Source organism: Pseudoalteromonas sp. J010 (genome assembly GCF_003934235.1).
GTDB classification, from domain to species: domain Bacteria; phylum Pseudomonadota; class Gammaproteobacteria; order Enterobacterales; family Alteromonadaceae; genus Pseudoalteromonas; species Pseudoalteromonas peptidolytica.
Map to the genome: position 1 here is coordinate 14194 of NZ_RDBW01000020.1, position 23776 is coordinate 37969.

Genomic DNA, 23776 nt, shown 5'->3' on the forward strand with positions numbered 1-23776 from the left:
CTTACTCCTCTTTAAGTGCCAGTTGTGTGTTAGCACTTTGCATGACAGCATCATCTATGCGTAACTGCATTCCCTCTGAAGGGTAGTCTAGGGCTGAAGTGATAAGTTGTTGACCAGCGCTAACGCCATTATCTACGACGACCATACCGTTATATTCACGGATGATGTTGAGTTTTTTATAGCTGAGCTTATCTTGGTCATCGAGCGTCGCTACGCGCCCAGATTTAACTAAGTGGTGAGGGATAAGTGTTGCATTTTCAATTAATAGACCTTGAATTTCAGCATTAATGTAAGCACCAAACCGAAGTGGTTTTAGCAAATGACTGTAGGGTTGCTCAACTTGAGCCACAAGGTATGTCATCCGACTTTTGTTATCTATTACTCCTTCACTGCGGACAATTTGTCCTTTCCAGCTCATAGACTGACCAGCCACGTCGGCGGTTAACATTACTTCAGCGCCTACGCCTTGTTGAGGTAGGTATTGTAGCTCTTTGTCTGCTACAGGGAGTCTAACTTCTGCGACAGCAGTAGCATTTAGCTTACCAAAACCATTACCTGGGTTTACTACACTACCAAGACTGACAGTACGAGACTCAATAATTGCATCGTAAGGGGCGCGGATATAAGTACGTTCTAAGTTGCGCTTGGCACGTTTTACCGCAGCCTGTGCTGCTTTAAAGCGCGCTAGCTTTTCTGCAAGCTGTGGCTTTCTTAAATAAAGCTCTGACGGGATCTTTTCGTTCGCGTTGGCGGTTATTCGTTGCCACTCAGCTTTGGCAACCTGCACTTGAGCTTGTTCTATTTCTAGCGCTGAACTTGCCTGTGCCAATGCAGCCTCGGCCTCAATAAGCGCAGCTTCGTAGTCATTAGGGTCGATACGCGCCAGTATATCTCCTTCTTTAACAAAACCGCCTTTTACAAACTTCTCATCAAGATCAATAACTTGACCGCTCACTTGAGCAACTAATTCGGTACTATACTTAGGTGCGACGACACCGTACGAGGAGACGTTAAGTCGAACTGGTGCAACTTCTATTGGTTGAACCTGCACCAGTGGATGAGTGATTTCCTCTGGTTTTTCTTCTGGAGGCTGTTTCATTGCAGACATGGCAACAGCCGCTGCAATACTCACCGCGAGAACGGCAACCGGTAGAATGATTTGTTTTTTACTAGCCACGTTAAAATCCTTCCTGTTGAATGATTTTTAATAATCCAGATTAACGGCTCTGGATCATCGATAAGCTTAAGAATACGCGAATAGTTATGTCGAGGTGTTTAAATCCTACGGGAATATGTAACAAAGCTTTGCGTACCTAAATTAATCGTTACATTCTAAGGCAGCGTCGCCTCTGGTTCTTAGGAAAATCTAAGATTATCAATCAGTAAGATAAATCATAACATCTCCTTTTTAATACTTTATTTTTAAACATAAAAAGGGTAAACGAGTTACTACGACGAAACCTGAATTATCAGATTTACTATTTTATAGGTTGGCGTTTGTTGGTTACGTATAAAGAGTTGATGAGTAAGAATTGAATGTACTAAAATATACATCAATTTTAAAAACCTCAGGTGGTGCAAGTATGCCGGTTGGTACATTCATAGCTACAGATAGTTCCCCGTGTATTGATAAGGTGGGAAAAGGGTGTGGCGCATGCTGTGTGGCACCGTCCATTACAACACCTATTCCAGGGATGCCCGATGGAAAGCCTTCAGGTGTTCGATGTGTTCAGCTAGATAATAATGATTTGTGTAAGCTATTTGGAAAACCAGAAAGGCCTAAAGTCTGCTTGGACTTCGATGTCGATATAGACATTTGTTTCAACAACAAAGAGCATGCGTATACATACCTCATTGAATTAGAGAGTTTAACAGGCTAGACAGGAATTGGTTTCGTCTCCTGTAACTAAAATCGTACTAGTGTAACCAGAGAATATACCGGCTTCTGTAGTATATTTAGTATTTTGCTCGCTATTGTGTCGTCTGTGTTTTACGTCAGTCTTACTTGCTTTTGGTAATCGAGCGCAGGATAGTAAGAGCTACCCAAGGTAGCTCTTGATTTTATGTTTTAATTGCCTCTAGTAAAAACTTGCGCGGCGCTATTATTATCTTGATATTGAATAATATCCGTACCATTTGCTGAATTGGCTTCGAGTACATCTAAAGATAAAGCTGAATTGGCTTGTGGCTTGATACGCTCACCTGTCCAACTCCACTTCAAGTTAATATGATCAGTACATTGATAAATAGTAACACTATCAAAGTCACCGRTGGCACCTGTGCTGTCAAGGCAGTATAGTGGATTATGTTGATTTCTGATAAACCCTGTTACCTCATCATATGCCCATTTTTGTCGTGCTGTGGTGTTACAATCCCATAACTGAACATTCAAGCCGTCATAGAAAGCGTCACTGCTTGGCTCAATACACTTACCGAGTGCCTTTATTTCGGTATATTGTTTATCAATGATCGCTTTGGGGCCATTTATAATGTCAATTTTGTCAAAGTTAAGCACTTTATGAGCAGTTCCACCACTTAACCTGATGGTGTTTGCTACTGTAGTATGATTAACATTGGCATCACCTTTTGCGATGGTGAGATAAGCTGTGGCATCATATTCACCACCTGAGCCGTTATCATTCCAATAAAAATGTGCTTGTCCGTCGACTAATAAATCATCGCGAACACATTTGATTGGCAGATTTGGACGACTTCTGTCGTGAGAGCGAACAGCCACATCGCCCAAGCAGGTATATCCGCTAGGAGCAACTGGGTGCCAAAAGGTGATATCGTATTTACCACCAGTTTTCCAATCATTCCACTTCCAATCATAACGAATTGGATCTGCCAATTTTCCTGAACCATCATCATAAACCACAATTGACTGACCTGGGTGGCGTGCATATCCAGAGGCATGAGGGCCATCTGCGGCAAAGGCTGGGGTATCGCCAAGCATATACCAATTTGCACCAGGAAGCTTAGGACGGTAGATGGCTAAGTTTAATCCGGCATCCGTATCTTCATCTGAATAATTGAAAGTATAATCGGTGACAATCGCCGCTTTTAAAAGTGACTCTTGCGGCGTCTCGTCGCTCAGCGCGATGCGGTCTTCTCCACTTAACCAGTGCTCGCCGTGACCTTTTGAGTAGTTAACCCAGTGATCGGTCAAAGCCGAAGCCATTTTTAACGACTCGTTTTGCTTAGACGTTTTTGGCACTGAGAAGCGGAAATCATCACCAAATTCACTTTGACATTGAGATTCACCTGTAGACCAAGGGCCGGTGGCAGTAGTGATTTTCCATTCTCCTTCTGGGTTTTCGCAAGCGAACTTAAAACTCAAGCCGCAGCTATCATCATAAAATCTACCTTGATGGCTCACAGCACAAGAGACGTTGTCAGTGCCACCCGTACCCGCAATAGCATCAGGTTGATTTTCCGCCCAGCTCCAAACTGCAGCCTTCATACGAGCATCATTTTGCGCCGATAACCAATCAAAGCCGAACCACGTGCCACCACATTTTGATCTACCGCTCACTTCGTTTGGGCGTATATGAGTATCGGGTGTTGGATTATCTTCGTCTCGCTGTTCAAAAAACAAGGAAAACTTACCCTCGCCAGCATGTTTAGAACAGTTACTCCWAGGACCTTCATTACCTTCTTCTATGCCATTGTATTGAAACATCCATTCTTTTGAGATGTCACTCTTGTCCGCTGACCATCCGAAAAATAATATTTGCTTACCTAAATCTAATAGATGTTTTGGTGTGAGGTCTGAAGGGATTGAGCTATAGCGACCCTCTGGACGGTACACAATATCGCCAATTTGCATCTGTATACCTTCACGGAAATATACCCAATCTTCAGTTTCTAGATTGCCATTTTCTATCTTAATAAGTAGCACTTGGTCTGGATTAGCTTTCGCCCATGTTGCGATTTCTCGTAGTGCGGTATCAAAGTAGATATACTCGCTAAGAGTACCGGCTGCTGTACTACAGCGACCTGAACTATGGCATAGATATAATGCACCGTACTCAACGTCGCGGGTGCGATAAATGTCGAGTTCTAAAATTCTTGCTCCAGCATTAAGCTGTGCTGTAATACTGATATCTTGGTTTTCATAAAGTTTTAAATTATAAGCATTTGAACTGTACGAATTATGAGTACCAGCATAAATACCATCAACTAACGGTACTTGCTTCTGTAACCGTGATTGATGGCTTAGCGCATCACTTGCCCAATCTGCCATAACTGGCGTTGCATTAGATAATGCAAGTGCAATAGCTGATGTCAAAATTGGTTTTTTCATATTTACTACTCCTTCCGTTAAATAACAAAAAATAAACTTTTAATTAGCATTTTCAGTTTTGATGTTGCCAAATTTTGCCGCGCTCGTCTGTCAAGTTATGTCGTTTGCTGTCGTTAATTGTAAGCATTAACCTACTGATATTTTTAATTGTTTGCTTTTGTCTTTTGCTCTGTTTTTCGCGTTGCCTTGATGATAAAAAAAGATGCCTGCTTGTTAATTTTTTGAGTTTTCAGTGGGGCATGTGATTTTAGAATTTCAATTTAGAGGGGATAACCTTGAGAAAAATAGTTCCACTTTATTTACTCGTTATGTCTGGACATAGCTGGGCTAATGACGATCAAGTTTGTTTGTACCGTGATCCTGGTTTTAATAACTTAATGGGGTGTTATGGTGTAGGCGCTTACAATGATATGAATGAGAAAAACGAAGTGTCATCCATAAAAGTAGGTAAAAATGTTGCCATGTCTGGTTTTGAGCGTTCCCATCAGCGGGATGATTACTTTACTAGTTTTGTTAGTATTAAAGAGCTTGGGGAGTATGACGATGACATGGATTCTTTTGTTGTATTTAATAAGCCAAGCCAACATTTTGCATGTCTTTGGCAGCATCCAAATCAACGCGGTACCGCATTTTGTGCCGCGGAGGGTCAGTCAGTATCAAATCTTAATCGCTTTAAGAATGAAACTTCATCGGTGAGTATTCATGGCGATGTAAAAATTATCGGTTATGAACGAGCTAATTTTTCTAGTTCGACAATGACTATGATGTTACCTGTAGCCGAGATGAGTTCCTTTAACGATGATATAGATTCATTTAAAGTAATAAAGCGCAGTAGTAATAACTTCGCTTGTATTTGGCAGCATCCAAATTACCGTGGCTCTGCACAATGCGCAGAGGCAGGGGAGAGCGTTAGTAACCTGACTAACATGATTAATTCTAATTCGTCTTTGCGGCTTTCTGGAGAGGTGACGTTTACGGGATACTCTCACTCAAACTTTAGTGGCGAGAGCTTTACCAGTTACGAAGATATCGCCGAATTTGGTGAGTTTGATGATGATGTTGACTCTTTTAAAGTAGCACACCGCCCAAGTAATAATTATATTTGTCTGTGGGAACATCCAGAATATCGTGGAACTGCATTTTGTGCCGCTGAAGGTGAGCAAGTGTCAAATATGCATCGCTTTAAAAATGGCACTTCTGCTATTTCGATGCACGGCTCTGGGATTGGTTTAAAAGGTTTTAGCTATGATGACTTTAGAGGCGTGACTTTTGAAACTGATTATCCTATTAGTAAAATGTCTCACTTTAATGATGAAATAGATTCGTTCCAAATTGTTTCTGGGGTTTTTGGTATTGATAAAAAACGCTGGATGAGTGAAATATATCAGCATATCAAAGACAAAAAACTCTCACAAATTGTGATCCCCGGAACTCACGATAGTGGTTCTTATGATATTGAACAAGGCAACCCTTTGGTGAAAAAAGAGGATATTTTCACCAAGGCTTACGAGCTTGGTTTTGAAGAAATAGTGTTTAACTGGGATAAGACTCAGACTGATGACTTTAAAGCCCAACTAGAAGCCGGTTTTAGATATTTAGACTTACGCGTTGCCGGCTTGCCTCAAGCTGATGGCAAGCTAAAATATGTGTGGTTTCACAGCGCAGCTGGAAGCAATGATTTAACCACATCGCTGCAACAGATAGCTGACTTTGCCAGTAATAACCCCGATGAAATTGTATTGTTAGAAATGAGTCGTTTTCATAAACCAGGTACTGGCAGTAATAAAGTTGATGGTATGACTGAAGTTGAAAAACAAGCGTTTTTTAACAAGGTTGTGTCAGTGATGGGTGACAGAATGGTGACCAAAAGTTCACTTGCCAACAACTTTAACCCTACGGTTTCGCAGTTACTGTCGACCGGTAAGAATATCATGGTGATGATTTCTGGTAATACGAGTAACAACCCTCATGATGACAAGTTCTGGACAAATGGCTTTCGATATAAATTTAAAGGTGAAACAAACCCTGAAGGCCTATTTAACGAGAGACTTGGTAAGTTACAAGAATATTTACAAGATCCACAAGATACCATGAGCTATATGTCCGCCGCTGTCACACCTGATACGGCAAATATTATTGGTGGCCTACTGCGAGATCCTGGATCTGTTGGCATGATCACCGGTATGTGTAGTGCAGGGGCATTTGCAACGGGACCATTAGCGCCATTAGCAGCTGCTGTATGTGGATTAGCAGCGCCAGCGATGCCCACTTTTGCGGCCTCAATGAGTTTTGAGGGTACGGCGAGCAACTTGATTGAGATGGCTAAGAAAGCCAACCGCGAAGGGATGGATTCCCGTAACAATGATTTATATACTTCTTTGCCTTCGGTTCATCATCAAGGTATCAATGACATGCTGCGTTGGTATGTTACCCGAGGCTATCCACTAAACGTGTTTGGTGTTGACGATTTTACCTCAAGTACAGGTGTTGAAACTGCAATTAAAGCCAACATGGGTGGCTTAAAACGCCGAGTTGGTGTGTTCTTCCAAGGTGACGGAAAAGACGGGTACTTATCATATACCGATGCTTACACCACTACTGGAGGGATTGACGGTAAGTTCTGTACAAGCCATCAATTGCGTTACAGTGTCCGTTCTGGCGGTATTATTTTGGTGAATGATACCCGTATAGGTGATGGTAAATATGTTGAGTTTGAGCGCGGTCAATTCCCACCAGATGCAGAGGTGCGTATTCAAGCTTCAAGTCCAGGTGCCGGTTGGCATAACGTGAGTAAACGAGATGGGACGGTCTGGCGTAATATTGAATCCATGATTGATAATCGCCAAGACGTGTATGTACGTGGTGCCGACCAAGGGTTCGGTTACGGAAAAGCGTGGGCCAGTGATGATTATCGTGCCCATGTAAATTGCTTTGGTAATATTGTTGGCAGTCCCAGTGACAGTGAAGACAACCTAGGATATGCCGGCTGGTAACATAGCCATATGCAACTAAAGTTTAAACACTTTGGCTTCAAAGGGGTGATAGACCCAGACTCATAACTGGGTCTATCCTTTTACTGTTGGGGTCGCTTACACTGCTGCTGTTAACTCTGCCATTCTTTTGGACTGAGGGTGTTGTGCACCGACACTCTACTCCTTGGGTGTTTTACATCATAATGACTCATTGCTTGTAAAGAGTATGCGTCATGGATCCAGCGTATGTCACGAACTGTGTGAGCTTTTTGGGGGAGTTACACTTTGAGTGCTCAATAGCTGGAATTACTTTGCACTCTGAATCATAAATATAAAATATTATCACTTTAAACGTGGTTGAGAATTTAACTTTCCATTAAGAACCAACTGGTTGAATTATTTACTTGAGCTTTTTGCTCTAAATTCAAACTATTTATAACACTTTATAACAGTTGTGCTATTTACAATATGATTTAATGCAAATGTTGCATTAGATAAAATATTACAAAAAGAGGGATTAATGAAAATACATATTACTGCGTCGTGCCTTATACTACTTACTATTCTTGTAGGCTGCGGTGGCGGCAGCGATAAAAATAAAAAAGTTGAAGAGGTGGATGTGAAATCGGGAGTTGATACGACTACTGATAACACGGTGAACGTGACTGAGAGCATCCTAGGTATTACCGCCATCAATATGACGAACATTGAATTAGACCATAACTACCACTATGTGAAGTCAGTGGGTGGCTCTCATACTGAAGTTAAGCGGACTACGTATAGTATCATGCCATACGTTACATCAGGTGGTGTGTTTTTACCTAAAGTAAATGAAACAGTAAAGTTCACCTTAGGCTTTCCTGGCCAAAATAAAGTCAGCGTGACAACAAACAACGCAAACAATAAAGAGCAACTCACGTCGGGCTTTAGCACAGCCTTTAACGAACAAATCGATGATACATCTACTCTTTTGGTCACCTATCACAACGGTGAAACCGAGCTATCTCAGTCGCTTATTCATACCAATTTTGAGCCATCCTCACAAAGCGCTATTGTTGTAGATGCGTTCGATTTATCAGAAAATGCAACATTGAATTTGGAGGGTAAATGTGCTGATGGCCAAAGTGCARACTTAGTGCCTGGTGACTCTAATATTCACCATATTGTTTCGTGCAAAAATAATTCAGAACTGGTGTCGCTAACTGCAAAGTCAGGTTCAAATAGTGTTGTGATAGATTATAAATTTATCCTTAATCACCGTTATACACTGCTATTGGCAAAAGATCACGAGAAAAGCATTATTAGTACACTCATTAGTAAAGACTCATTCTAAGTTTTAGATTTGGATAGAATAAGAGCTAGTTGATTGTACTTACATGTAATCAAAGATTAGCCTTTTACTATGATAGAGATTGAAGAGTAGCTAAGCGCGAGCACTGACGCTAAGTTACTCACCCTATCTCTACATTCAAGCATAAAAAGCCATACTCCTTCGTAGAAAGCTATTCAACTTAGCTCTTTAAAGTGGACAACTATATGAATACCAAACAACTGACAGCGCTATCACTGCGGGTGGTGGCAATATGGATGCTGATCCAGGTATGCATGAACATGCCCGGAATCATTAATTATTTTTTAACCAGTGGAGTAGACGAAGTAACCGGCAACGACGGCTTTGCGTATTTAGCTGTGGTTTCTTCCTCTATCTTAAGTGGCCTTATCTGTGCTTATTTTATTTTTAAGATTTCAGGCAAGATAGCACAGCATATTGATGATGTAGACGCAAAACCGTTTAATAAAAATGCAGAAGCATTTTTGATCCAGCTTGTCGGGCTGTATTTCTTAGTTGATTGTGTTAGTACATTACCAAGTGAAATATACTTTGCGTTTTTTAGTGCAATTTCGAGTACTGCRGCTGACAGCTTTTGGATATCAGGAAGCGTACTTCAGTCAATGATTAGCTTTGCTATGATATTTAAACCCAATCTTTTCATTACCGTTTTTAGGTCGTCTGCTACTAAATGAGTGATTTTGGGGGAGCGGTTATTAGTCTTGAGCATGATGTGAGATTTATTTGTAAGGGGCTAGCTGAATGTTGTAATGCTTTGTATTTGCTCATAGCTAATATTTCACTCATTTCTAAACGTGCTATCAACAATTCAATTATGCGGCAACCAGGTAAAGGCTCACGCTGCCCATCACAGACCCTCAAGAAAATTAGAACACGGGAAACATTATGAATACTTCTATCTTGATTGTTGAAGATGACTTTGAAATGGCTGAATTGACCGCCATGTTATTAGAGTCAGAAGGATATCAATGTAAAATTTGCACTGATGGTGAGGAGGCTATTGCACAAGCTAGAGTGCATACTCCTAATGTGATTTTATTAGACTTGATGTTACCAGGTAAATCAGGTCTTGAGATATGTAAAGAGTTGCGGTGCTTTTATCAAGGCGCAGTGATAGTGCTAACGGGCCAGGATAATGATATTTCTGAGGTTGCGCTACTCAAAGCCGGTGCAGACGATTACATACTAAAACCATTAAAGCCTCTTGTTTTAATTGCACGTATCAGTTCTATTTTAAGGCGGCTAAACGAGGTGAACAAAGAGGTTGGTCGGTGCCTTTCAGTAAGCGGATTGAATATTTTCCCGGATCAAAGAATAGTGACTTTAAGCTCAGGGCAAGTACTCGATTTAACTTCCGCAGAGTTTGATGTATTACACCTCCTTGCAGAAAATGCTGGTAGCACAGTATCTCGTGATCAATGTTCTATGTTGGCAAGAGGTATTGAATGTGATGCTCAAGACCGCTCAATAGACATGCGGGTATCAAGTCTCAGAAAAAAACTCTCCACAGCGCTTATCGGCGATTCGATCATTGTTACAGTGAGAAATAAAGGTTATATGCTCGCAAAGACATAGCGTTAAGACCATAAGTTAGATATGCCTCTTTCAAGTTTATGGGGTAATAAATTTAATTGGCGTTATTGAAGGTGTATTAGGTTGAATAGGCGCATACATATATTCTGGCATTTCTTTTTTTGGATCTTATTGGCTCTGATCAGCATTTTACTTATTACCATCTGCTATTTTACAAATGTAGATGAAAAATATGCCACAAAGGCTTTTGTTATCGACATACAAAAGATATCAGTTGAGGTATTACAAGAGCATGATCCGGTCGCGCGCTCTCAAAGTAAATGGAACTATGACATTGATGGTCATGGTTTTTATGTTTGTTTTCTTGATGATGACAATCTGCAAGAGTACAAGCGTAAATTGACCTATTTAGAAACGCTAGAAGGGGTAGAGGTATATACTAGCGATGAGCTGGACGTACTTGTAGCAATTCAAACACGAGTAATTTCAAATCGTTCGCTCGTGATTAGAGAAATTAGTACGGCTCAAGAGCCTCATTTACTTACTGAGTTTCAGAAAAAGGAAGAGGAATTTCATCAACAAGAAGAAATGCTTTACGCAAGATTCCAGCTTACGGTACTGATTGCTGGGATCTCAGCACTTGCACTAATACTTATGTTGTTACTGCTATGGTTGAAACGGATACTTAAGCCAATAGAGCTTGCCAGCCATGACTGGCGTGCAGGTAAGCTTCAAACACGCATTCAAGCACAAGTACCAGAGCCGCTTTTCTCACTTGCACAGACGATGAATAAAATGGCTGAGGATATTCAGCAGATGATGGAAGAGCAGCAGGTAATGTCCTACGCCATGTCTCATGAATTGAGAAATCCTCTCAATGGCCTTGCACTTGCGATAGAGGTGATTACCCGTAAGCATGCTTTTTTAGAAGATGATACTGCTTTCTTTCAACTAAAGCGTTACGCTAATGAGCTAGAAGGTTTGTCGCTCAACATTCTTACACTAGCACGTGTGTCAAGCTCGCAGAGTAATGAGCGGCTCTCAATTTGTGATTTCTCTAATATCATTAAAGAGAGGATTAGATTTTTTATAGGAAATAACCAGCACATCCACTTTGACTGTAAAATATCAGATGAAATCAAATTAAAGGGCATACCGCTTTATTTTGAATTGATAGTGGATAATCTAATATCCAATGCAATTAGATACACTAGGACTCAGATAAAAGTAACACTTGCTCAAGTAGACAGCCTGATTAGCTTTGTAGTCGAGGATGATGGCCCTGGGATCCCAGAAGACTCAATTGACCATATCTTAATGCCATTTTCAAGGCTAGATTCTAGCAGAAATAAATCAAGCGGTGGCTTTGGATTGGGTCTTGCGATAGTAAATACTGTTTCAAACCGTTTAGGTGGAACAGTTCATATAGAAAATAAACGATATGACTCAGGGCTGGTAGTCTCCGTTACTATATCTGATTTAGAGTTTGAATGTTCGGGCAAGTAAGGCAAAACTATTTAGGCTGTTTTATGTTCGTCACTTTCACAAACGTACCTATGATAATCTTTAGATCCCGTGACATAGACAGCGTCAAATTTACAAGCCCTATACTTGGATCATACCTTCCATAGTCTTCATTTTGGTAGTAATTAAATCTACCATCACAGCTTGAAGAAGCACGGTATGAAAAGGTTTTATGCTAAGCGAAACCTTATTTTTAGAAAAAAACGCCCAGAGACTTACCTGCAAGCTCTGGGCTTAGGGAAAGGCTCAAGGTTGAGCCGTGCGCTAACTAAAAACACCTTCTAAGACTTTAGGGAGAAGTAGAAAGTAACGTTAAGTTTAGTTAACCTTTCAGCGTTTTTACAAATAAATGAACTATTTATTAAGTTTATAAAAAACATAGTGTTGCCTGTGATATTCTTAATCGATATTAAAAATATCAAAAGGGTATATTCAGGTTATACCCAAGTTATTAACAGGTCGTCTTTGATCAAATCACGCGGTAAACTATTTTTCACTTTGTTTTTTTGCCATTTACCCAGTCCAATGGCACTGCCACATAGCATTAGTACGACTTCTCCGGTCAGGGTTGTTGTTGTATCTAAACGGATGTCTTTGCCGTTGAAATAATCTCTGGCTTGAGTTTTTGTTAGTTCAAGTATGTTTTGTGTTGCGAGGTGGCCAAATGCGGTGGCAAATTCGTGTTCTAGCCTTATTCCATTTTTGTGAGTTGTACCCACTAGAATACCGATACGAGCATATTTTATCCGTGCTTGAATTGCATCAAAACCACTGGGAAAGAGCCATACTTCTTTGTCTCTTGCCATTAATGTACCTTGAAGCTCGCTGATACCAAATTGCTTCTTTAAAACACTGGAAAAGGTTTGAGCGGTTTTTTTATCAACGGGGTTAAAAGGAAATACGCCTTTTTTTTGTTTCGGATCCTTTGCAGGAACACTCATGATCTTCGTAAATTTGGCAATAAAGAAACCTTCGCTATCATAAACTTGAGGCCAGACGTGCAGATACCCCTCGGGTGTCACAGCATCTTCAGCACCTTCGAATAACGTTGCTAGACTCTCTATTGATACAGCGTCGGGGTAACTGTCTATCAGATATTGACAAACTTGTTGATTTTCTAAAGGCGTTAATGTGCATGTCGAGTAGACAAGGCTACCACCTGGCTTTAATGCCTGAAACGCACTATCAATCAGTTGTTTTTGTACGGCCGCAATTTCAACATTAGACTCAATAGACCAATTTTTTAGTGCATTAGGGTCTTTTCGTACAGTCCCTTCACCTGAGCATGGTGCATCCAATAAAATGTTGTCGAAACATTCGTGCATATAGTCACCGAAAATACAGCCATCAAAATGAGACAAGGCAACATTGTGTATTCCCATGCGTTTCATATTGGCCGCAAGCGCTTTTAAACGTGATGAAGATAGTTCATTGGCGACTAACACCCCATGTCCGCCCATATACGCTGCAAGTTGTGACGTTTTTGAACCTGGTGCTGAGGCCATATCGAGATTGATATCATTGTCAGTAATTGTGGTTTTGAGCGCTGTTGGCGGTAACATCGAGCTGGCTTCTTGAACATAGATACAACCACTTAAATGAATATCTGTATTACCAATCGCCAATTTCGCTTCTTCTATATCACTTCTTGTTATCCAAAAGCCTTCTTCACACCATGGGATAGGCTGAGCATGCCAGTCGTTCTCGCGACAATATTGCAAAAATTCAGTGATAGACATTTTCAATGTGTTCACTCTGATTGCTCGACGCAGCGGTGACTGACAGGTAGCAATAAAATCATCAATACTCAGGTGCGCAGGAAGATAAGTTTTTACATCATCTATGAAGTCGTTAGGAATATAAGTTGTTTTGTCCACGAGTAAACTCAGGTTGTAAGTTTTTCACTATTTTATACCAATTAGCTTGGAAAAATGCAGATTTGTTACCTACGTAGGCGTTTTTGAACAACCGGCTGACATCACTTGCAAATAGAGATAGAATGTTCGCGAAATATCGCGAGGTTTTGTATGTCTATTATTAAACATTTCTTGGCTGATCCCAAACTACTGTTGAATGCAGTGGGGGAAGGGATCTATGGTTTTGATTTATCTGGAAACGCCGTGTTTGTTAATCCCGCAGCGGAGCGAATGACGGGCTGGCAAAGTGCCGAATTGCTGGGCAAAAAGATCCATCAATACCATCATCACAGTCACGCTGATGGCAGTGAGTATCCCGCAGATGAGTGTAAAATATATAAAACGATGTTTGATGGTAAAACACGCCAAGTACAGCATGAGGTGTTTTGGCGAAAGGATGGTAGTTGTTTTCCTGTGGAGTATACGTCTACGCCTATATATAAAGATAAACAAATTATAGGTGCAGTCGCGATATTTCGCGATGTTTCACAGCAACACAATACGGAAAACGCATTACGCGAGGCATTAAATAAAGTTCAAGTACTTACCGAGCAGCTCAAAGATGAAAATGCTTACTTGCTAGAAACCTTAAATGAAAATTGGCAAGACTCCGGATTAGTCGGTAACAGCGATATCTTTCAAGCTATGTTAGCGCAGCTAGAGTTAGTGAGTAAGACCGACAGTACAGTATTGATTTTGGGTGAAAATGGTACTGGTAAGGAGCTAGTTGCCAGAAACCTACACCGCCTTAGTGAGCGGTCGTCACAGCCGTTTGTCAAAGTGAATTGTGCTGCATTTTCTCCCACATTAATAGAATCAGAGCTGTTTGGTCATGAAAAAGGGGCATTTACTGGAGCCAATGAAAAACGAAAAGGGCGGTTTGAACTGGCAGATAAGGGCACCATCTTTTTAGATGAAATAGGTGAATTACCATTAGAAGCACAAAGTAAGTTATTGAGAGTTTTGCAAGAGCGCGAGTTTGAAAGAGTAGGTGGGAGTAAGTCTATCCGAGTCGATATCCGTATTGTTGCTGCGACTAACCGCGATCTGCGGCAGATGGTTGAAGAGGGGAGCTTTAGAATGGATCTCTATTATCGCTTAAATGTTTTTCCTATTCGAGTACCTGCACTACGTGAGCGTATTGAAGACATCCCTGTATTGGCAAACAATATCATTATGCAACTCAATAAAAAGCTCGGTAAGCAACTAAAAGGTATTTCTAAAAAAGCACTCTATGCGTTACAAGGCTATGATTGGCCGGGAAATATTCGCGAGTTACAAAATATACTAGAGAGAGAGGCTATTTTATCTAAGGGGCGGTTGCTTGATTTATCTCAATCACTCAACCTATCTGAGCAAACAAGAGCAGAGCATGGTGTATTAACACTCGCGCAAGCCGAAGCCGAACATATTACAAGGGTACTTGATATGTGCAATTGGAAAATATCAGGCACAAATGGCGCAGCAGAGAAGCTGGGTGTACCGGAAAGTACGCTAAGGTCTAAAATGAAAAAGCTGAAAATTAGCAAAGATCCGTGATATTTCGCGGTTGTTCGTGATATTTCGCGATTTGATATTTTTGCTATTTTAAAAGTTGTTAATAATCAATTGTTTATAAACTTTCAGATTGGTCTGAAAGTTGCAATATAAACTTTGTGTATTACCAATGTAGCAAATAACATGAAGTTTGATATCAAAGAAGAAGACATGATCATTAAGCCCTACAAGCAAGAGGGGCCAATTTACGTCAGAGAGCAAAAAGGGTTTTTTCAAAAAATAAGGAGAAACCTAGGTTGGTTCTTAATGTTAACTTTCGTTCTTATTCCTTGGATCCCATATAACGGGCAACAGGCCATATTGCTCGATTTTGGTACTCAGCAGTTTAAGATCTTCGGAGCCACTTTCCTACCACAAGACTTTATGATTTTGGCATGGATTTTCATGGTAGGTGCGTTTGCGCTATTTTTTGTCACAACATGGCTTGGACGCGTTTGGTGCGGCTATACATGCCCACAAACAATTTGGATGCTCATGTTTACTTGGGTTGAACATCGAGTTGAGGGGACTCGCAACCAAAGAATAAAACTTGATAAATCAGATTGGGATAGCAAAAAAATCGCTAAAAAAACGGCCAAGCATGCTATATGGCTGTTAATTTCAGTATTCACTGCCACCTCCTTTATGGCTTACTTTATTCCTGCAAAAGAGCTATATCTGGACATGTTTACATTTCAGTGGAGTGGCCTTACCTGCTTTTGGGTATTTTTATTTGCATTTTGTACTTATGGTAATGCGGGCTTTCTGCGTGAAAAAATGTGTACCGTCGCATGTCCATACTCGCGCTTTCAATCCGTTATGTTTGATAAAGATACACTCGTTGTAACTTATGATAGCGGGCGTGGTGAAAACAGAGGTCGTCGTAAACGTAAGGATGATCCAAAGCAAAAGGGGTTAGGTGACTGTGTTGATTGTAACCTGTGTGTTGAAGTTTGCCCCGCTGGTATAGATATTCGTAATGGCTTGCAATATGAATGTATAAACTGTGGGTTGTGTATTGATGCGTGTAATGAAACGATGAATAAATTTGGTTATCAACCAGATCTGATCAAATATCAAAGCGAACACCAGCAAGCAGGTAAAAAATCTAATCCATTTAGGCTAAAAATTGTTGGTTATGGTGCGATCACGGTATTGATCATGGTTACTATGGTAATTTGGGCATTCAATCGTACACCGATAGAAGCATCCGTGATCCGTGACCGTAATGCACTGTACCGTGTTAATTATGAAGGGTTAGTAGAGAACCCTTATACCTTGAGTGTGATAAATAAAACACAGCATGACTTGACGTATACGGTAAGTTTAAAAGGATTGCCAAATGCCAAATTGACCGCACCGGTGACAACCCACATTGCTGGTGGAGATATGGCATTGATCCCAGTAACAGTGACAGCTGATGGTTATGACTTAAAAGGTAAGCGGCTCCCAATTCAATTTACGATTGAGTCGCAACAGGATGCAACGATTAGTATTACAAAAGATAGCTATTTTTATAAAAACTAGCACGATTTAATGAATTGAGTACTGATTGTATGAGCTACACGAGCTAGATAGATTTGCGAAGTGTGGCTGATACAACCACTCAAGGTGTTGATTTTCCCTATACCAATTTGACTAATCAGAAATCTAGTTGAGGTGAGTAATCCTATAACCGCCACATAAAAGTCTTGCTATGTCCTTCTTTAGCGAGTGCCTTTAGTGCCAGTTAAGTCAGGTTTGCTCTCTTATACCGATGCTGTATTACGCCGAACTGGTATTACACTCCCCCGACGTAATGCGCCCTCTAGTAGGGCGCTTTTTTATATGTGCATAAATGCACATCCAATCGCTAAATATCGCTATTTCTCTTCGTACTATTAGCGTTTACTATGTATGTTATTGAGAATGAGTTTTATTAGCTAAATTATGTTTAAAAATACACGTCAAAGATATGGGGTAATAGCCATCATATTTCATTGGCTCAGTGCTTTTGTAGTATTCGGCATGTTTTGCCTTGGCATATATATGGTAGAGCTAAGCTATTATGATCCATTTTATCGGGATGCGCTGTACATTCATAAAAGCGTTGGCATATTACTGTCCATATTGATACTACTGCGCTTGGTCTGGAAGTTGTTAAATCCCGCGGTTAAACCTTTAAGCGCAGCAACACCTCTACAAAGGCTACAAAACATTCTGGCGGGATGTGTTCATCTAGTTTTGTACCTAGGTTTAGTTACTTTATTTTTATCTGGATACCTGATCTCGACCTCTGATGGCAGAAGTATAGAGGTGTTTGGTTGGTTTTCCGTCGCAAGTGCAGGTGAGCTATTTGATCGTCAAAGCGATATAGCGGGCACTATTCACTTATACGTTGCGTGGGGGCTAATAGCTGTCGTTTTAATCCACATCTTAGGCGCCTTAAAGCATCATTTTATAAACAAAGATCAGACCTTAGCGCGCATGATTAAGGTTATGACTCCAAAAAAACATGAGGAATAACACATGAAAACACCATATTTAGCTGCTGGTATTGCAGCTTTGACAATGGCCGTGAGTGCCAGTGCTGCTGATTATACTATTGATACCAAGGGCGCACATGCGTTTGTTAATTTCAAGATTAAGCATTTGGGATATAGTTGGTTACATGGTCGTTTTAACAACTTTGAGGGGGAGTTTAGTTATGATGCCAAAAACCCAAATACCTCAAAGATAAATGTAGTCATTGATACAGCCTCTATTGACTCAAATCATGCAGAGCGTGATAAACACCTACGAGGCAGTGATTTTTTAAACGTGAAAGCACATCCAAAGGCCATATTTAAAAGTGAGTCCATCACGTTTAGTGACCAAACACACGCAAACGTTGTTGGCACTTTTACATTAAATGGGGTGACCAAAGAGATAGCTTTTGACGTTAAAAAAGTAGGAGAGGGTCAAGATCCATGGGGAGGCTATCGAGTTGGTTTTGAAGGCGAAACACAGCTAAAACTGGCAGATTACGGCATTGACTATGATTTGGGGCCGGCTTCCACACACGTGACTATTGGACTGCATTTGGAGGGGATCCGCAAATAATACGAACTAAGAGCTAGTCTTATTTAATTCATTTGTAATGATGTCATAAACCGCTTTGCTATCTACGCTAAGCGGTTTTCACTTATTAAAAACACTTGCCAATTGAGGTCTAAATTGCTCGGGTAGCCAGCGAGACATTGTCAATCTGTAGCGCTCGTCTTTACGTACACTCCCTAAAGCCAAACTAATTGCCGCGGCGTCTTCTTGACCTTTCGCATTTTTACTGCACCCAGCAAATCCTGTTGTTATTTGAGACGTAAGGTCAAGCCTAACCTGAGTTAACTCATCAAGTTTGTCGACATGTAATTTATGATAGTAATGCTCACTTGGATAACCCAATATCACATCAACGCGCTTTTTAAGTAGCATGACCGTTAAGCTCGCCAGAGCATCACGCCCTGGTCTTATTGACACTTGTTTATTGGGTAAATTAGTAAGCAATGTGTCGAGCTCATCACCAAATGAGCGGTTAGCCGCAATGCCTACATTTAGCTTATGCTTTGTCACCAGTGAAGCGAGGTTGATGGCCTTATCTTTAACACCTAGAGCGTGAGCGACATCTTTGCGCAGCGCAACTGATGTTGATAATCCGATGGTCGAATACTCGTCACTGAATGCGATGTGCTGCTGACGATCTGCGGTTTTATACAAAGAGATGACACAATACTGGTTATTAACATTTGATAATTCGTGTATCGCCCTTGAAGCGGGATATAACTTATAGTTGAAGGTATAGTCAGGCATATATTGTTGAATGAGTTGAATTAGTAATTCATCTCTTCCTTGGCCTTCTAATCGATCGGCAAGGATATAATAAGGCGCAAAGTCGATGACTATCCATGTAATTTGCTTAGCATGACTCATACTGGCATACGTTATTGTGAGAAAAAACAATATGATTTTAATCAAACTTTAAAGCCCTTAACGCGCATATACTAAGCTTAGCATCACCTGCGTTATTGATGATTAAATTAATGTATATTTAATTTGTATTTAATGTTTACAGTAGGGAGGGGTGTGCTAGTTTTAAATAAAGTCTTAGTTTTGGGAAAATAGACGTTTTAGAATGGTTGTAGCAAGTAGCCGAACTCTTTTGAAAATGTTTAGCGCTAGCATGTCCTATTGTGTACATGACCTATTTTACTGTTTTGATTTATAAAGCATATTATACCAAGCTAAGATAGTATCTCGTTTTTTATAATCGACTTTGAGTTAGCTAATAGGAGTGTGCTTTTGTAGCGAGCCTACTATGGCGCAACACGGGCTATTTAAGTAAACCATTTCTGCATACTGCAAGCTAATTTGACGATCATGAGACCAAAAAGGTAAGGAAGCCAGTCAAACCAATAACGATAAATTATTATAAGGAAAATCTATGACTATTCTGATTGTAACCGACATATTTGGCCACACAGAGCATGTTAAGCGGTTTGCTAATAGCCTTGGTAGAGATGTAAAGGTACTTTCACCTTATGTTGAGGAGCCAACGAATGTCACAGAGGCTGAATGCTACCAATTATTTTTAGCTCAATGTGGCCATCAACGTTTTGCCGAAAAAGTCGTTGCAGCTATTGATACTCTCAATCCAAAATTAATTATCGGCTTTAGTGCAGGCGGCGCAGCTGCTTGGGTTGCCTTATCTGAATTCAGTAGTGTCAATTCGGTCGAGCATCTGATTGCATTTTACCCAAGTCAGCTGAGAAATCACTTACAGCATAAGCCTAATTGTGATGTTTCTATATTCTTTGCCCAAGTTGAACCACATTTTGATGTTGAGCCTGTTATTGATGCGCTTCGGTGTAAAAAGGGAGTAAGTTGCGTGAGGACAAGATATTTACATGGTTTTATGAATAAGCTATCTACTAACTTCGATTCTTACGCATATTCTCATTATCAATATTTTTGCCAAAGGGAAGGACGGGTTAGCTCAACCCCAGTGTTGGCTGAACCCGTTACTTTGTAGTCAGCTGGAAGGCTGGGGAGTTAACACCTTCACAGTAGCCAACTTTATGCTACCTGGACTTGAAGCATAGGTGATTTGGAACTAAACCTGACACTAGTTATATGTTTTTCTTGATTATATTAAAGGAGTGTAAGATGTATCCAGAGTTACCAGACTATCGACATTTTTATAGTAATCCGATTGCAAAGCCTCCTTGTCGAATGCTTAATGCGCAAATGTATGGCTTTTTTGTTGAAGGTGAAAAAGCAAAAATTCAGGCTTATATCGATAGCACATTAAATACAGTGCCAAGTAGTGATTTTACATTCAAGGCACTAACTAATTGGTGTTTGCTAACGTTTACTGACATTGAAAATATTGCGTCAAAAGTAGCACCGTTTTCTGATTATGGATATATGCAGGAAACGGATATTATTATTTGGTTACCGATACTTAAGGTCAGTCTTGAGACCCGAAAGGCTGAACACCTTTATTGGTATCCAGCATTTATTGCGGTGAATAACATAAATGCGCTTATCAATGGCAGAGAGATTTGGGGTTACAATAAATACTTGTGCCGTTATCGAATGCCTGAGCAATTTGGCAAGCCACTGCACTTTTCTCTTTCTCTAGATACTTTCAAAACATTTAACCCAAGTACCAAGATGGATTGGCATGACTTATTATCAATTTATCCAGAAGATGATGGTGAATCTTGGTTAAAAGAGGTGTTGGAAGTTGGTGACGAAATAGCCACCCTTTTTAAAGCTTCTGTATGTGATTTAGATGTGGATAGCCAATTTTTGAAGCAGTTTCTGTCCGGGTTTACACATCCACAAATGGATCAAATCCTGTTCAAACAAATTCCTGATGGTTATGGTGAAAAAGCCGTGTATTCGGCTGTGGTGCACTCACCGTCTGAAGTAAAGAAAATTCATAAAATTGGCTTCATAAAGGATGACCTCCATCTTGATCTTCAACACCTAGATTCATTTCCGTTAAACAAGATGTTTGGCATCCCACTCGGTAAAAGTGAATTAAAACTTCCGTACTATGTAAAAATGGATTTTGATCAAGCGGGTGTAGAGGAGATTGTATCGACGACTTCAGGCATAACAACTCAACGCAGATAATCGAATATCAGAAGCGATATACGTCTGTTAAGTGGTCTCTCGGTATTGCTAAGCCTCATTATTGAGTGCATTAAACTAATGTTACGTGAATGGAATAACTATGAACAAACAGAAAGTGGCTATCCTTGGGGGCGGCGTTTCTGCTATGACAGCTGCTGTATATATGACAGAGCAAGAAAACTGGCAAGAACGCTATGACATTACAATATATCAGCAAGGCTGGCGGTTAGGAGGTAAAGGTGCGAGTGGACGCAATCCAAAACATGGTGAGCGCATCGAAGAGCATGGTCTACATGTGTGGTTTGGTGCCTATGTAAATTCGTTTCGAATGATTGAGACTGTGTATGACAAACTAGCTCGCCCAAGTAACAAGCCCATCCACACGTGGGAGCAAGCCTTAAAACCACATAGTTTGGTTGTACTCCAAGAATATATAGATAGGCAGTGGCAGACCTGGTCTGTTGACTTTCCAACTATCCCAGGCAATCCAGCAAACGGTACATTGGATTTACATTTTTGGCAGATTTTAAAACTTCTTGCTGCGTGGCTACATAAATGGGTTGACGATATAGAAGATGAAGTCGTGAAGACACATAAAACAACACAACTCATAACAAGAAAAAATAGAGATAAAAGTTTGTTGGCACATTTAGGGCAGGAAGTCAGTAATTTCTTTGATGATATTGAGGACAAAGCGAAGCGTTTGTTTGATGACGCGGAGCAACAAATTCAGGAAGTGCTGTCGACTCCTAAATTATTGATTGCTCAACTAGATGCTTTTTTAACAGTAAGAGGATCAGACCATCGTTTAGGAAACAAGAAAGATCACCTAGTAGTATGGTACATGGTGCGTAAAATTAGGCGTTGGCTGAAATCAGAGGTAAATGACTTAATTGATGATAATCCGATCATAAGACGTTTATATATATGTCTTGACCTAGGTATTGCTATGATTATCGGATTATTGCGCGATAAAGTGTATTCCAGAGGCTTTGGATACATTGATAAATATGATTTTAAACAATGGCTCAGGCGTAATGGTGCTAATGAAACACTGTCTGTAGAGTCCGCTCCGGTAAGGGGATTCTATGACCTCGTGTTTGGCTACGAGGATGGTGACTTTGAAAAGCCCAATGTTGAAGCTGGAGTCGCTTCTCTTGCTATGCTGAGAATTATGCTGTGTTACCGCGGCGGTGTGATGTGGAAAATGCAGGCTGGTATGGGAGATATTATCTTTGCACCCATATACGAATTATTAAAAGCAAGAGGAGTAAAATTCGAATTTTTCAACCAAGTTGAAGCGCTCAAAGGCGTGACTTGCGGTGAAAGCAATTATGTTGATGAAATCACTATTATTGAACAGGTAAAATTAAATTCTGCGCAGTCATATTCTCCATTAATGCCTGTGAAAGACTTGCCATGTTGGCCAAGCGAACCGATTTGGGGGCAAATTGACCAACAGCAAGTTGAATTGATCCAACAGCATGAGGTGAACTTGGAATCTTATTGGTCCAATTGGGAGTCGATATACCAACACACATTTGGACAGCCACTCCCGCGGAAAACGCTAAAGCGTGCTGTAGATTTTGATTTAGTTATTTTTGGAATATCTGTGGCTGGACTTTCGCCACTTTGTGAAAATTTATTGGATCAAGATGAARAGTTAAAGCAACAAGCAACAAATGTTAAAACAGTAGCCACGCAAGCGATGCAGCTATGGTTGACTAAAACAGACAGTGAATTGGGTTTTCATGACCCTTCACAAAGCGATGAAAGGCCAATTTTGAGTGCTTTCTCGAAGCCTTTTGACACATGGGCTGCGATGTCTAATTTACTTGAAGTTGAGGATTGGAAAGACCAAAAGCCGAGTAATATAGCTTACTTTTGTAGTGCATTTACCTGTGCCAATTATCCGCCACCATCAGATCATCATTTTCCCGAGCGTATGAAAGCTGAAGTAAAAGAAAACGGTTTAAAGAAGTTAACCAGTCAGATGCAGCCACTTTGGCCAGAAGCTTACCATGGAGATGACTTCGACTGGAACGTGTTGTTTGATAGAGGCAATACTTCTGGCGCGACAAGGTTTGACGCACAATATTGGCGGGTTAATGTAGATCCTAGTGAGCGATATGTATTAAGCGTGGTTGGCAGTAGTAAGTTCCGCCTAGCAACGAATGAGACTGTATTTAGTAATCTTTATCTGACGGGGGATTGGATAAAAACAGGAGTGAATGCTGGGTGTGTAGAGGCCGCTGTAATGGCGGGTATGCAAACGAGTAGAGCAATTACAGGTTATCCAGAGCAAATCAGTGGTGAGCAAGGGTTTGCACCATTTGACTGATATGCGGTGGAAAATGAGACCCATGACCACTCGATATTTCAAATAATGGTATTAGTGTGAGGTTTTAACTTTGGTTATCGGGTACGGAAACTACCGTACTTGATACCAAGATGTTGGGGTCGCTGTAAAACTTTTAGATGA

The 23776-nt window shown here is 40.5% G+C and carries 17 protein-coding genes; 13 read left to right on the forward strand and 4 right to left on the reverse strand.

The window, feature by feature from the left end:
- Position 1: 1 nt before the first annotated feature.
- The gene (locus EAG18_RS12280) at positions 2-1177 is read right to left on the reverse strand and encodes an efflux RND transporter periplasmic adaptor subunit (protein WP_125252681.1); all 1176 of its coding nucleotides are present in this window, start codon (positions 1175-1177) and stop codon (positions 2-4) included.
- 406 nt (positions 1178-1583) lie between these two features.
- Between EAG18_RS12280 and EAG18_RS12285 the strand changes: the two genes are divergently transcribed.
- Complete coding sequence (locus tag EAG18_RS12285) at positions 1584-1880, forward strand: YkgJ family cysteine cluster protein (RefSeq protein ID WP_125252769.1); 297 nt, start codon at positions 1584-1586, stop codon at positions 1878-1880.
- 188 nt (positions 1881-2068) lie between these two features.
- Here the strand turns inward: EAG18_RS12285 and EAG18_RS12290 are convergent, their stop codons facing one another.
- On the reverse strand, positions 2069-4306 hold the full coding sequence (locus tag EAG18_RS12290; protein WP_125252682.1) for a ricin-type beta-trefoil lectin domain protein: 2238 nt from the start codon (positions 4304-4306) through the stop codon (positions 2069-2071).
- Positions 4307-4581: 275 nt separating this feature from the next.
- Between EAG18_RS12290 and EAG18_RS12295 the strand changes: the two genes are divergently transcribed.
- The 5 genes from EAG18_RS12295 to EAG18_RS12315 all read left to right on the forward strand — a co-directional run bounded on the left by EAG18_RS12295 (position 4582) and on the right by EAG18_RS12315 (position 11668).
- The gene (locus EAG18_RS12295; RefSeq protein ID WP_125252683.1) at positions 4582-7299 is read left to right on the forward strand and encodes a hypothetical protein; all 2718 of its coding nucleotides are present in this window, start codon (positions 4582-4584) and stop codon (positions 7297-7299) included.
- A 499-nt stretch (positions 7300-7798) separates the two neighbouring features.
- On the forward strand, positions 7799-8611 hold the full coding sequence (locus EAG18_RS12300; protein ID WP_125252684.1) for a hypothetical protein: 813 nt from the start codon (positions 7799-7801) through the stop codon (positions 8609-8611).
- A gap of 203 nt (positions 8612-8814) precedes the next feature.
- On the forward strand, positions 8815-9303 hold the full coding sequence (locus tag EAG18_RS12305; RefSeq protein WP_125252685.1) for a hypothetical protein: 489 nt from the start codon (positions 8815-8817) through the stop codon (positions 9301-9303).
- Positions 9304-9514: 211 nt separating this feature from the next.
- Complete coding sequence (locus EAG18_RS12310) at positions 9515-10204, forward strand: response regulator transcription factor (protein ID WP_045989012.1); 690 nt, start codon at positions 9515-9517, stop codon at positions 10202-10204.
- 129 nt (positions 10205-10333) lie between these two features.
- Positions 10334-11668, forward strand: a complete 1335-nt coding sequence (locus EAG18_RS12315) for an ATP-binding protein (protein WP_125252686.1) — start codon at positions 10334-10336, stop codon at positions 11666-11668.
- Between the two features lie 455 nt (positions 11669-12123).
- Here the strand turns inward: EAG18_RS12315 and rsmF are convergent, their stop codons facing one another.
- Positions 12124-13563 carry a 16S rRNA (cytosine(1407)-C(5))-methyltransferase RsmF gene (gene rsmF, locus EAG18_RS12320; RefSeq protein ID WP_125252687.1) on the reverse strand — a complete coding sequence of 480 codons (1440 nt, stop codon included), beginning with the start codon at positions 13561-13563 and terminating at the stop codon, positions 12124-12126.
- A 150-nt stretch (positions 13564-13713) separates the two neighbouring features.
- On the opposite strand from rsmF, the gene EAG18_RS12325 reads away from it, so the two are divergent.
- The 4 genes from EAG18_RS12325 to EAG18_RS12340 all read left to right on the forward strand — a co-directional run bounded on the left by EAG18_RS12325 (position 13714) and on the right by EAG18_RS12340 (position 18219).
- Complete coding sequence (locus EAG18_RS12325) at positions 13714-15141, forward strand: sigma 54-interacting transcriptional regulator (protein ID WP_125252688.1); 1428 nt, start codon at positions 13714-13716, stop codon at positions 15139-15141.
- Positions 15142-15282: 141 nt separating this feature from the next.
- Positions 15283-16665 (forward strand): cytochrome c oxidase accessory protein CcoG, encoded by a 1383-nt coding sequence (gene ccoG / locus EAG18_RS12330; protein WP_125252689.1) that lies wholly within the window; start codon positions 15283-15285, stop codon positions 16663-16665.
- A 402-nt stretch (positions 16666-17067) separates the two neighbouring features.
- Entirely contained in the window at positions 17068-17643 is a 576-nt protein-coding gene (locus EAG18_RS12335; protein WP_125252690.1) for a cytochrome b, read from the forward strand.
- A 3-nt stretch (positions 17644-17646) separates the two neighbouring features.
- Positions 17647-18219 carry a YceI family protein gene (locus tag EAG18_RS12340; RefSeq protein ID WP_125252691.1) on the forward strand — a complete coding sequence of 191 codons (573 nt, stop codon included), beginning with the start codon at positions 17647-17649 and terminating at the stop codon, positions 18217-18219.
- 78 nt (positions 18220-18297) lie between these two features.
- On the opposite strand, the gene EAG18_RS12345 is transcribed toward EAG18_RS12340, so the two are convergent.
- The gene (locus tag EAG18_RS12345; RefSeq protein ID WP_125252692.1) at positions 18298-19083 is read right to left on the reverse strand and encodes a transporter substrate-binding domain-containing protein; all 786 of its coding nucleotides are present in this window, start codon (positions 19081-19083) and stop codon (positions 18298-18300) included.
- 511 nt (positions 19084-19594) lie between these two features.
- Here EAG18_RS12345 and EAG18_RS12350 point away from each other — a divergent pair.
- The 3 genes from EAG18_RS12350 (at position 19595) to EAG18_RS12360 (ending at position 23635) form a co-directional block, all read left to right on the forward strand.
- A complete protein-coding gene (locus EAG18_RS12350; RefSeq protein WP_125252693.1) occupies positions 19595-20182 on the forward strand; it encodes a dienelactone hydrolase family protein in 588 nt (195 codons plus the stop codon).
- A gap of 134 nt (positions 20183-20316) precedes the next feature.
- Positions 20317-21294, forward strand: coding sequence for an acetoacetate decarboxylase (locus EAG18_RS12355; protein WP_125252694.1), 978 nt, complete (start codon positions 20317-20319; stop codon positions 21292-21294).
- A gap of 100 nt (positions 21295-21394) precedes the next feature.
- Entirely contained in the window at positions 21395-23635 is a 2241-nt protein-coding gene (locus tag EAG18_RS12360; protein ID WP_125252695.1) for an NAD(P)-binding protein, read from the forward strand.
- Positions 23636-23776 lie beyond the last annotated feature (141 nt).

What these genes read in the sequence shown, in the direction of transcription:
- EAG18_RS12285 (WP_125252769.1), top strand. Translation starts at nt 1,584, where the DNA reads ATGCCGGTTGGTACATTCATAGCTACAGATAGTTCCCCGTGTATTGAT.
- EAG18_RS12310 (WP_045989012.1), top strand. Translation starts at nt 9,515, where the DNA reads ATGAATACTTCTATCTTGATTGTTGAAGATGACTTTGAAATGGCTGAA.
- EAG18_RS12325 (WP_125252688.1), top strand. Translation starts at nt 13,714, where the DNA reads ATGTCTATTATTAAACATTTCTTGGCTGATCCCAAACTACTGTTGAAT.
- ccoG (WP_125252689.1), top strand. Translation starts at nt 15,283, where the DNA reads ATGAAGTTTGATATCAAAGAAGAAGACATGATCATTAAGCCCTACAAG.
- EAG18_RS12335 (WP_125252690.1), top strand. Translation starts at nt 17,068, where the DNA reads ATGTTTAAAAATACACGTCAAAGATATGGGGTAATAGCCATCATATTT.
- EAG18_RS12340 (WP_125252691.1), top strand. Translation starts at nt 17,647, where the DNA reads ATGAAAACACCATATTTAGCTGCTGGTATTGCAGCTTTGACAATGGCC.
- EAG18_RS12345 (WP_125252692.1), bottom strand. Translation starts at nt 19,083, where the DNA reads ATGAGTCATGCTAAGCAAATTACATGGATAGTCATCGACTTTGCGCCT.
- EAG18_RS12350 (WP_125252693.1), top strand. Translation starts at nt 19,595, where the DNA reads ATGACTATTCTGATTGTAACCGACATATTTGGCCACACAGAGCATGTT.
- EAG18_RS12355 (WP_125252694.1), top strand. Translation starts at nt 20,317, where the DNA reads ATGTATCCAGAGTTACCAGACTATCGACATTTTTATAGTAATCCGATT.